Genomic DNA, 11069 nt, shown 5'->3' with positions numbered 1-11069 from the left:
CTAGGGCGACTCGTCGCCCTCTTCCAGCTGGCGAATAAGAAACTCGAGGTTTTTTACGCCCGGCTCAATTTCATTGATAGCTCGAAAGTATTCGAGCAAACCCTCATCAGAACTCGGAATAGGGACTCGCTGGCCTCGCTGGATCGTAAACACTTCACCATTCTCAATAAGCACACTGGCTAGATGCCCCCCGTAATGCGCGGCGATGCCGCTATCTGCAGCGAGCACCTTAGCGTTGTAGCGCGGCACTACTGTACCAAAGCCTGGGGTGTGCCCCACTACAATACGATCCACATCGAAGTGTTTTAGCAAGGCATCGACTTCTTCTGCGATCAGCGGGGTTTGCTCTCCCATGCTGAGACCGCGGTACCAAAGAGGACCACGCTGATCATCAACAAAACTGAGGTTGGAGGGGTCTACAGAACTGAGCTCTGAGCGCACATTGTCGTTGATACTATCTAGCGTTTGCTCCAAGAAATCAGAACTGATTCCGCCGTGGACAAACAAGCTCCTATTTATACGGATCACGGCATTGTGGCCTGCAACCCACTCACCAAACTCACCTTGGGAACTCCAATACTGGCGATGCTCTACAAAGCCCAAGGGGTAGTCTTTCAGTAACTGCTCGCGAAACGCGTCGTCGACCGCTTCCTCGCCCTGCTGCGAGACAACGTAATCCACAACCCGCTCCAGGTAGTCTTCTTGCAGGCGCTTTGCTCGTCGACTCTTAAGCGCTTCGTACTCCCCAGGGTGCACATAACGCAGATCATCCGTCATGTTCATGGCTTCATGATTACCTATCAAGGGATGGACCTTGCCACCCGCTCGCTTAGCCTGCTTCACCAGCGCTTTCAAATGCTCGATGATCTTAGCGCTATCGGGACCACGGTCGGGAACGTCGCCCAACTGCACAAAGTGCGTAGTGCCGCCACTCCAGCGACCCCGGTGATCGATCAGCTCCGCCTGACGTAGGACTTCAATGTAGTTTTCGTAATCACCGTGAACATCAGCTACCGCAACCACGCGCTCAACGCCCTGCCAATCCGACTCTGAAGCGCTGCCCCATGGCGCTGCAAATACAAACAGCCACAGGAACAAGCAACGCGCTAGTCCGTTTTCTTTAGGGGCCATCATCTGCATTCTTCAACAATCTCTCGCTGAAACTTCTTTGGGTCGTCTAAAACATCATAAAACTTATCAACAAACTTCTTCGTACGTTTCATAGATTTGGAAGACACGTAACTGGTGTCCGCAACGATCTCATAAATAGCTGCACGCTTGGATTGTAGAAGCTCAACTGCCTTTGCCATTGCATCATCGCTTGCACAGTATCCACGGTACATACGCTGCTTCACGTTACTCTGACCAATACCTCCCGCCGGCTCGGCGTAGGAGGTATTCACATATCCCGTGGAATCATAATCGTAAGGCAAGGGATAAAGGGCTCCGTCTGCGGCTTCCAGAAGCTTGATGTTGTGACAGCAGGTATCACCCGGAGGCGCCGCTATAAATGAGTAATCCGTATTGGACACAAGGTACATAAACAGCGCCACCATCGCGCTACGATCGGCATCCAAGCGAGATTTATCCGCACGGATCTCTTTGTACACAGTCATGTCGTTTTGTTTGGCAAGGCGCTTCTGGTGCTGAATAAAAAAGCCAAGCTGACTTCGTGTTTCGCCGCCTTCCGAGTCAGCGTAAGTGACATCGAGCATACGGCTATCCAGGCTGAGATCCGAAAGAGTTTGGAAAATCTGGTAAGCCTGCTGCTCCCGACCTATGTACTCAGCGTAGCGGTCAGCATCTTTACACTGCACGACAAGCTTTAACTTGTTTTGCTTGTCGAACAACGTGCCTTTGGCTTGGCCCTTTTTTAGATTTACCCACAGCTGCGCGTGACTGCAGACATCCTTGCGAAGCCGAAAATTACCACGCACGGAAAACTTCGCTTCCAGAGTCGTCGGCCCTAGCTCCGGGTCGTCATAGCTCAAAGACCCCAGGTACTCTTTTTCTTTATCTCGCTCTATATCAATGAGTTCGAAAGGGCCGGACAGAGTTATTGCGAGCTGCTCATGGCTATCAAAAAGCGGAGCGGCAAACAGGCTTGGGCTGAGGAGCAATAAGAGTGGAACAAGTAAACGTAGTAGCATCACAATTGTTTCCTGAGTTTTAGCAAAAGCCCTATAAGTCTAGGCCGCCAGAACAGTCTCGGCAAACACTTGCACCCCTTAGGCTCATACGCTGAATTCAGGACTCTCTGCTAGCTCGTCTGTCCGCATCAACTCCGCTTACTTGATCGAAACGTTTCAATTTTGCCTAGCAGGTGCGCTCATTAAGCTTTGGTACAAGCTCAATCAAGAGCAATCTTAGAGGGCTCCAGGGCGCGAAAACGAAATTCATCAAGCTGAATATCGTCAAGGCCGATTTGGTCAAAGGGGTTCTCCATCTGTATCTGTACGTTATAGAGGGAAATCAAGATAAAACCGTGCAAGACACTAAGACCGTAGGTTAAGAACACCGGCGCGTGAGGCAGGTGGTAGACGATGGTCGGCGAGAAGACAAAGGGAAACACAAACACAAAAACCAGGCAGTAAGCACGCATACTGATAGGTGTGCCATGCATCTTCAGACTGATGGTGTTTTCCATACCTTCATTCACTTCCTGAACAAAGCGAATGATCTTCAAGGCCAGACCATTGGAAATAGCATCGTCATTGCGCTGAATGAAGTGAATGATTTCGTTGACGGTGTCTTCTGCTGGACGAATGTCCATATTCTCAGATCCAAGAGCGTCAAAAAACTGCGACGAGGCTTTATCCAATAAAGAAGAAACCTCGGCTCGGCGAGCCGCGTCGAGCTTTTTGCACTGCTCGAAACAGTAGTGCACAGAACACAAGCCGGATTTGAACTGGCTGAGAAACTTCAGCGCGTTGTCGCGGCGCTTAAATGCTTCACGAATCGTAAACACCAAGGGGAAAATCACAGCAATGCTAAACAAGGTTATATCCAAGTCATAGGCAATGTTTAGAGTGAAGCAGGCGTAAGTAACAGCAACACAAATTACGGCAAGCGCCACCGTCTTCATATCGATAATCGCGAGGTACTTATTCATCAGTCTATGATCTCAATGAACGCCGGAAGACACACGCACGATACTGGTTCATGGCGTTAGCAACAATACGCGCATGAACACTGCCCAAGACATGCGCGACTACTCTAGCTCAAGCTTGAATCTCTACCCCGAGAAAACTCGCAATATCATCTCTTTGCCCCATCGCATCGCGATAACCCAAAGCAATAAGCGACTCCACAAACGGTTTCGCGAACAGCAGATAAGACGCCGCGGTCGAACCTGCACCACTTTCGGTACCCCCCGTAGTACGAAGCAGAAACCGAACACTTGGATGCAAGGAATCGACATTCTGTGCCGCAATCACATCTAACTCCTCGGAGGGAGAAATAACCTGTCGCTCAATGTAGCGAAGCTTCGAAGTACTCGACTGAGCTTCCTTAGGCAGCGATGCCAGCAAATTGTTGATGCGATCCAGTCGCTCGATGTCGCTCTCAAGGCTATCGATAAAGGCGCTGTTTAGAAGATGTCCCACAATCTGAGCCAGGGACGGTGAGTGCGCGGATCTCGGTGCAGGATCGTTCTGGGGCTTCTCACGGTTTGCACTCACGCCCACAATAAACAAACGATCGGCACCCAGATGCAGGGCAGGACTTAGTGGCGCCAGTTGTCGGACAGCACCGTCACCAAAGTACTCATACTCTATGCGCGTGGCGGGAAACATCGTGGGAATTGCCGACGACGCCATTAGATGATCAGTATTGAGCAGCGTACGCCGACCACTGCGTCGATAGCGAGACCAATCGGAAACTCCGCTGCCGGCCTGATAAAAGCACATTGATCTGCCCGACTCATAACCGGTTGCCGTGACACACACCGCATCGATATCGCCCCGAGCTATCGCCCGATCAATTTTTTCAAAGTTAATCGTATGTTTGATCAACTCTCGTAGTGGAGAGTTATCCAGGAGTGCGACGGGGTTACCCACGCCAACTCCGCGATTCACCAGGGACAATATCAGTCGGCCACCACTGCTTGCCATGGCGCCCCAACCACTGCGGTACACCTGCTCGGGTGTGAGCCGCATCCAAACCGCTTCGAGCTCGTTGATCGCGTCAGCAAAGCTGCCGTCATGCGCAGCCAAGGTAACTGCGTTGATCGCACCCGCCGAGGTCCCACAAATCACCGGAAAAGGATTTTTTGCTCCGTCTGGTAGCAGCTGTGCGATCGCTTTTAAAACTCCCACCTGATAGGCCGCGCGGGCGCCACCACCAGAGAGGATCAACGCGTTTTTCATAGGATCTCAGGATTGCCAAGCTTGGCAACAAGATACCGGCTGCGGCAAAGGGAAGCTACGTCAGGCAGCCAATCACCAAAAAAAGCGCTGCGCGGCGTTTAGACCTGCAACTCGGGCCGATCTCGAAACTGCGGGAGAGACTCGGGGTTCGACAATGACTCTGTATTGTCGATGGACTCCCCGTTCACGGTTTTGCGAACTGGAATTTCGGCGATCTTTCCCGAGCGGGTACGAGGGATGTCCGTTACCTCAAGTATTTTGGCAGGGACATGCCTCGGCGTATTTTCTCGCCGTATGGCTGCTCGAATCTCGGCACTCAACTCGTCGGTGAGTTCTGCTCCTTCTTTTAATACGACAAACAACACCACCCGCACATCGTCATCCCAGTTCTGGCCGATACACACGCTATCGAGAACATCTTCAATCTTCTCGACCTGCCGGTAAATCTCGGCGGTACCAATGCGCACACCACCGGGATTGAGTACCGCATCGGATCGCCCGTGAATAATCATTCCGCCACTAGGCGTGAACTCCGCATAATCGCCGTGCGCCCAAATACCTTCATAAGACGCAAAGTACGCTTTGTGATATCGCTGGCCATCGGGATCATTCCAGAAACCCACAGGCGCTGAGGGGAAAGGCTTTACGCAGACCATTTCGCCTTTAGTCTCTTTTACAGGTTGGCCCTGCTCATCCCACACCTCTACCGCCATACCTAATCCTGCACACTGAAGCTCCCCCTCATGCACAGGGAGACATTCGTTGCCGAGAACAAAGCAGGAGATTATGTCGGTGCCACCCGAGATCGAGGACAGACACACATCCTCTTTTACATCTCGATAAACGTAACGAAAGCTCTCGTGAGAAAGCGGTGAACCCGTTGAGAGCACGGTGCGCAGAGAATTGAGCTTATGCGTCTCGGAGGGCCTGAGTCCCTGTTTTTCTAATGCCGATATGTACTTAGCGCCCACCCCAAAAACGTTAATGCCTTCGTCATCTACGATATCGAGCAGCGTATCGGGCGCCGGATAAAACGGCGACCCATCGTAGAGCACCAGTGTGGCCCCCGTAGCAAGACCACCTACCATCCAGTTCCACATCATCCACCCACAGGTAGTGAAGTAAAACAGCACGTCCTTAGGAGCAAGCCCTACGTGCAGCTGATGCTCTTTGAGATGCTGCAGGAGCGTGCCACCGGCACTGTGCACGATGCATTTGGGCGCCCCGGTGGTGCCCGATGAGTACATGATAAAAAGCGGATGATCGAAGGGTAGCTGCTCGAAATGCAACTCGGGAACGCCTCCGGAATCGGTCTGCTGTGCCCGGAGATACGAAGGCCAGCTAACGGCCCCATCGACAGGTACCCCTAGTATGGGAACAACAACCGTTGCGGACAGCTCTAGCTGCGATGCGACTTCCGACACTTTTTCGGTGCAGTCGATCGTCTTGCCGTTGTAATGGTAGCCGTCGCAAGCAATGAGAACTTTCGGTTGAATCTGCCCAAAGCGATCAAGGACGCCGCTTACACCAAAGTCGGGGGAGCAAGAAGACCACAGTGCACCAAGGCTGGCTGTGGCCAGCATTGCCACAATGGTCTCGGGAATATTGGGAAGCATGCCCGCAACACGATCGCCTTTTTGGACACCGCTTTCCCGGAGTGCAGAAGCCGCGAGTGCCACCTGCTCGTATAATTCAGACCAGCTGAGTTCCCGGCGGTCGCCGTTTTCAAGACGCCCAATGATCGCTGCGCCACTGTCTCGACGGTTAAGCAGATTTTCAGCGTAGTTGAGGCGGGCTCCCTGAAACCAACGTGCCCCCGGAAAGCGCTCTTCATCTACCAGTACAGAATCTGCCTCGCGCGTGGCACGAACGCCCGTGAAATCCCACACCGATTGCCAGAATTCAGCGAGCTCCGTCACAGACCAGCGATGCAGGTCTCCATAATCATCAAATTTGCACCCGTTGCGCGCCTCCACAAACGCCTGAAAACGGCTCAGAGTGCTGCTGGTGATTCTTTCTGAGGCGGGCTGCCATAGACTTTGCTTCTTACTCAAGTATCACCCTCTGATTCCAATTGGTTTGATTCGCATCGCAAGCTCAAGGTATCGCGCGTTCAATAGGCGCACCAAAATCGGCAAAGTAAGGATTATACAGGGCTGGCTAGGCCGATACTGCCAGACCTGCGCTAAGCCGTCGCCTAGGAATAAGAACGCGAATAATTCTCATGCGCACCAATTTGGTGCAAGAAAGCGCGACAAAACATAAACACGGGTGAGCCGGAGCTGCCAACGCCGCCGTATCACTTGCGAGAACACACACTGTCGGAGTATCACTCATGAATAAGCTAAATCGTCGTAATTTTTTAAAGACATCAGTCGCGGCCGGATCTGGCCTCCTCATAGCTCGCTTTAGCCATGCTCAAGAAATCGTCACTGAGGGCGATGGAATTGCCGTAGCAATGGGCTACGCCGCGGATCACACCACGGTGGACACGGCCAAATGGCCTAAGAAAGGCGGCGCAGACGGCGCCCAGCAGCAGTGCACCACGTGCTCCTTGTATCAGGCCGGCGATGACGGATACGGCATGTGCCCGATCTTTGCCGGCAAGCGAGTCCACGCTGCCGGCTGGTGTAACGGTTGGGTCCCTGCCTAAGTACTACAGTGCAGCAATACAAGGCCGTTTATTGATGTCGATTCAGCTGTGGGCAGCGCAATAGCAATCACCACAGGTCCCCTGCGGCAAAGCCTCATGCCGGCAATCAACACGGCCTCAGACACTCGGGATGAATCCCGTTTTCAGCGACTTCACACGCTGTCGCTGGTCGTGGGTGTCTGCCAGTTGATTGCAGTGGACTACGTGCTGCTGAGAGCGTTCTAAAAAAACAAGCGCACACTGCAACCGCTGTGGCGTCGAGGGTTGCAGGTAAGGCGCCGTACACGTCAGCTGTAGATCGTAGTAATTAGCAACCAGCCTCTGTACCGTGTCTCCCCTTTAATACCTGCCCAGAGACCCCGAGGCTGCACGAGCGCATGGGTATCCTGGGCTCTGCCAGACAACACATGTCTCATTGAACCCCCTAGGGATGATTCCTCTGATCGATAAAAGTCCTCGACAGCTCAGCACTCGCGAAGTGGTTCTTCTTGCTGCAGCGGGCGCAATCGTGACGGCGAATGCTTACTACATCCATCCCATCATCGGATCCGTGGCAGTTAGCTTTGACGTAAGCTACGGACTCGTGGGACTGGTGCCAGCCCTCAATCAGATTGCTCTGGCCCTCGGCGTGCTGTTTCTTTTGCCCTTGGGCGATCGTATGAGTAATCGCCGTCTTGCTGTGATCTGTATCGCTGCTCAAGTCGCTGCACTTGTCTCCATGGCGACGGTTAAAGACTTCGGTCTTTTTGTAGCCGCCTCGAGCTTGCTCGGCTTCTTTACTATCACCCCTTACCTTTTGCCGGCTTATACGTCCAAGCGAGTCCCCAAGGAACGCCTTGGCTTTGTCACAGCAGTCCTTACCACCGGAGTGATTGCCGGTGTGCAACTATCCCGAGTCACATCCGGTCTCATGGGAGAAACACTTGGATGGCAAAGCGTGTACTGGATGGCTGCGATCCTTATGGCTATGTCCACCGTTGTACTACCCATGCTCATGGATTCGGACGAACCACCGGGAGGAGCAGGCAAAGAAAGCTATGGTCAGCTACTCAGGTCTCTGATGTCCCTGGCCTTGCAGCACCCCCGTATCATGATGTCAGGCGTCATTCAGGGACTGGGGTTTTCTGCCTTCTTGTGTTGCTGGTTAGGTATAGGACTGCACCTGACCAGTGAAGAATTCAATTTGGGCACAGACACTGTGGGCTATCTCGCGGCATTCTCTGCAGTGGGCTTACTGGTGACGCCGCGCCTCGGTCGCTGGGCGGATCGCTTTGGCGCTGAGCGGACCCGCCTTCGCGTGGCGACCATCAATTTTCTAGGCATTCTTACCCTGTCACTCGCTACTGTTCACTGGCTGTTTTTGTTACTGCCTATCGCAGTCATGAGCACCGTGGGTCCCATGGTGGATGTCACCGGTCGTATGACCAGCCTCAATACGCCGCCGCCAGTGCGTACAAGGCTAATGACCTTGTACATAACACTCATGTTTCTAGGCGGCGGTCTTGGCAGCTGGACGGGCGCGATCGCTTACGGTTTCGGCGGCTGGTGGGGCACGGTTGCCCTCTCCAGCTTCTTCGCAGCATTGGTTTGTATTCTTTCCTGGCATCAGGCGCGCGGGCGGTGATCGAGCTGCCCGTAACCACCTGCCTTGGCAACGATAGAGCATGCTCGCAACCCATCATCAATCGTCGTATTCTCCGACCATCGCTCGAAATTCGAGACGGCAGCACAGACTCAAAGTGCAAATTGGAGATAGGAAAATGCTTGAGCTCGTTACCCTGCCGCCGGCATTTGGTATGCGCAATGTCAGTCCGTTCTGCCTGAAAATTGAAATGCTATTAACGGCGCTAGACGTACCTTTCACCCCATCTGAAGAAGCCAATCCAGGCAAGGCGCCAAAAGGAAAGCTTCCTTATCTTGTAGCCGAAGGGCAAACAATCGCTGATTCGGAACTTATTGCTGAGTACCTTGATGGCATCACCGACGGCGGTGTCTATGCGGGTATGACAAGCCAACAGAAGGCTCACGGCGTCGCCCTTACTCGCTTAGCCGAAGACCACTTGTATTGGATGGTGGTAGCAAGTCGCTGGCTAGATGATGACTGGTGGCCAAACGTGGTCAGCGGTTTTTTCCATATCGCGCCCAAACCTGTACGCCCCCTCGTCGCCGGCCTGGCTCGTCGCCAGGTACGCCAGACCTTCAATCTGCAAGGCCTCGGACGTCACACACTGAAAGAGCAAAAAGAGTTTGCCGCTCGGGATCTTCAAGCGCTGGAAGACGCAGTGCCCGAGTCAGGCTTCCTCTTTGGTGAGACTCCGAACATATTCGACTTCACAATTGCCGGCATGATGGCGGGCGCTTACGACAATCAGCCGGCGACATGGATCACTGAGTTGGCGCACAGTTACAAAAAGCTGCACGCCTACACCGAGAGGGTTCAAGAGACTATCGGTGTTTACGGTCGAGCACTTGATAAGACTGATGCGTAACTTACCTGTTCAGCTCAGCAACTGCGCATAGGACTCGCGCAAAACATTCTTCTGCACTTTGGCCATTGTGTTCCGCGGCAACTCGTCCAGGAACACCACACGTTTTGGCGTTTTAAAGGCAGCCAGTTCTTGGCGACAGGCAGCGATAATATCGGCCTCTGTAGTTGAGCCAACTTCGGTCGGCACCACAACCGCTACAACCGCTTCACCAAAGTCCGCATGGGGAACACCGATCACGGCTGACTCTTTGACGCCCGGTAACTCGTCGACAAAAAGCTCTATCTCCTTTGGATAAACATTCAGGCCGCCAGTGATTACCAGGTCTTTGTTCCGTCCCACGATGCTGACATAACCATCTGCATCGATCTTTCCTAGATCGCCAGTGTTGAAAAACCCATCTGCAGTAAAGTCCTCGGCAGTCTTTTCAGGCAGTCGCCAATAGCCGGCAAAAACGTTTGGCCCTTTTACTTGAAGATGGCCTGTTTCATTGCTCGCGACTTGCCCTCCCTCGTCATTAACGATGCGAATCTCGATTCCCGGCAGCGGTAATCCCACGGTTCCTGCCCGACGCTCACCGCCAAGGGGATTAGACGAGTTCATATTGGTTTCAGTCATACCGTAGCGCTCGAGAATGCGATGACCAATGCGCTTCTCAAAAGAGTGGAAAGTTTCTTCGAGCAAAGGCGCAGAACCGGAAACAAATAGGCGCATAGAGGCGCAGCGATCAACAGAGAAACCAGGCTCTGAAAGTAGACGGGTGTAATACGTGGGTACGCCCATAAAAACCGTGCATTCAGGCAAATATTGTACGACCTGCTTGGCATCATAGTTGGGCAACCAGCGCATGCTGGCGCCACTTAGCATGACGCAGCTCACAGCCACAAACAGACCGTGCACGTGAAAAATAGGCAGAGCGTGGAGCAAACGATCGTTGGCAGCAAAACCCCAGGCATCAACCAAGGTTTCTCCATTCGCAAGGAGGTTGCCATGAGTCAGCATGATCCCCTTAGGCACTCCCGTGGTACCCGACGAATACAGCAGCGCAGCCAAGTCGTTGGACTCTCTTGGGAGAATACCGAAAGCGCCGACCTTGCTATCTGCGGCTTCAAGTAGCGAACCGCTATCGTCACTATTCAGCGTAAACACCTGCTCTGTACCCGCTGCCGATGCTATCGCCCGCATTTCATCTTCACTACCGCTATCGCAAACCACGAGCTTTGGTTCAGCATTACCAATGAAGTACTCGATTTCCGCGCGACGATAGCCGAGGTTTAAAGGCTGGTATACCGCACCGGTTCGCAGGCAAGCGAAGTATAGACACAAGGCCATGGGGGACTTTTCTACCTGTACGGACACTCGATCACCCGGTTTGACACCGCCCTCGACGAGCACGTCAGCCATCTGGGCGGCACGTTGATCGATATCCGCAAAGCTGTAGTTCTCGCCAGTGTTTGTCACCAGCAACAGCTTGTCTTCAACTCCCTGAAAACGACTCGCGAAGTGCGCGTAAAGGTTCTGACTCATCGTGACTGGCTCCGCCTCACTATCTCTTGTGCATGC

The 11069-nt window shown here is 53.1% G+C and carries 10 protein-coding genes; 4 read left to right on the top strand and 6 right to left on the bottom strand.

What is annotated here, in order from left to right:
• The 5 genes from AB8B76_RS10405 to AB8B76_RS10385 all read right to left on the bottom strand — a co-directional run bounded on the left by AB8B76_RS10405 (position 1) and on the right by AB8B76_RS10385 (position 6421).
• Complete coding sequence (locus AB8B76_RS10405) at positions 1–1134, bottom strand: metallophosphoesterase (protein WP_405272277.1); 1134 nt, start codon at positions 1132–1134, stop codon at positions 1–3.
• Positions 1131–2150 (bottom strand): hypothetical protein, encoded by a 1020-nt coding sequence (locus AB8B76_RS10400; protein ID WP_405272276.1) that lies wholly within the window; start codon positions 2148–2150, stop codon positions 1131–1133. The genes AB8B76_RS10405 and AB8B76_RS10400 overlap by 4 nt, the downstream gene beginning before the upstream one ends.
• Before the next feature lie 200 nt (positions 2151–2350).
• Positions 2351–3112 carry a hypothetical protein gene (locus AB8B76_RS10395; protein ID WP_405272275.1) on the bottom strand — a complete coding sequence of 254 codons (762 nt, stop codon included), beginning with the start codon at positions 3110–3112 and terminating at the stop codon, positions 2351–2353.
• Between the two features lie 109 nt (positions 3113–3221).
• Positions 3222–4367 (bottom strand): patatin-like phospholipase family protein, encoded by a 1146-nt coding sequence (locus AB8B76_RS10390; RefSeq protein WP_405272274.1) that lies wholly within the window; start codon positions 4365–4367, stop codon positions 3222–3224.
• Between the two features lie 98 nt (positions 4368–4465).
• Entirely contained in the window at positions 4466–6421 is a 1956-nt protein-coding gene (locus AB8B76_RS10385; protein ID WP_405272273.1) for an acetoacetate--CoA ligase, read from the bottom strand.
• Between the two features lie 281 nt (positions 6422–6702).
• On the opposite strand from AB8B76_RS10385, the gene AB8B76_RS10380 reads away from it, so the two are divergent.
• From AB8B76_RS10380 to AB8B76_RS10365, 4 genes are all read left to right on the top strand, one after another.
• Entirely contained in the window at positions 6703–7020 is a 318-nt protein-coding gene (locus AB8B76_RS10380; RefSeq protein WP_405272272.1) for a high-potential iron-sulfur protein, read from the top strand.
• A gap of 48 nt (positions 7021–7068) precedes the next feature.
• Positions 7069–7245 carry a hypothetical protein gene (locus AB8B76_RS10375; RefSeq protein WP_405272271.1) on the top strand — a complete coding sequence of 59 codons (177 nt, stop codon included), beginning with the start codon at positions 7069–7071 and terminating at the stop codon, positions 7243–7245.
• Between the two features lie 190 nt (positions 7246–7435).
• Positions 7436–8644: an MFS transporter gene (locus tag AB8B76_RS10370; RefSeq protein ID WP_405272269.1), complete on the top strand. Its 1209-nt coding sequence runs from the start codon at positions 7436–7438 to the stop codon at positions 8642–8644.
• Between the two features lie 136 nt (positions 8645–8780).
• Positions 8781–9509, top strand: coding sequence for a glutathione S-transferase family protein (locus tag AB8B76_RS10365; protein WP_405272268.1), 729 nt, complete (start codon positions 8781–8783; stop codon positions 9507–9509).
• A 9-nt stretch (positions 9510–9518) separates the two neighbouring features.
• Here the strand turns inward: AB8B76_RS10365 and AB8B76_RS10360 are convergent, their stop codons facing one another.
• On the bottom strand, positions 9519–11033 hold the full coding sequence (locus tag AB8B76_RS10360; protein ID WP_405272266.1) for a malonate--CoA ligase: 1515 nt from the start codon (positions 11031–11033) through the stop codon (positions 9519–9521).
• Positions 11034–11069: the final 36 nt, after the last annotated feature.

The organism is Congregibacter sp. (assembly GCF_045107095.1).
GTDB lineage: Bacteria > Pseudomonadota > Gammaproteobacteria > Pseudomonadales > Halieaceae > Congregibacter.
The sequence above is the reverse complement of the archived record's forward strand: the minus strand, read 5'-3'. Positions and strand labels throughout refer to the sequence as shown.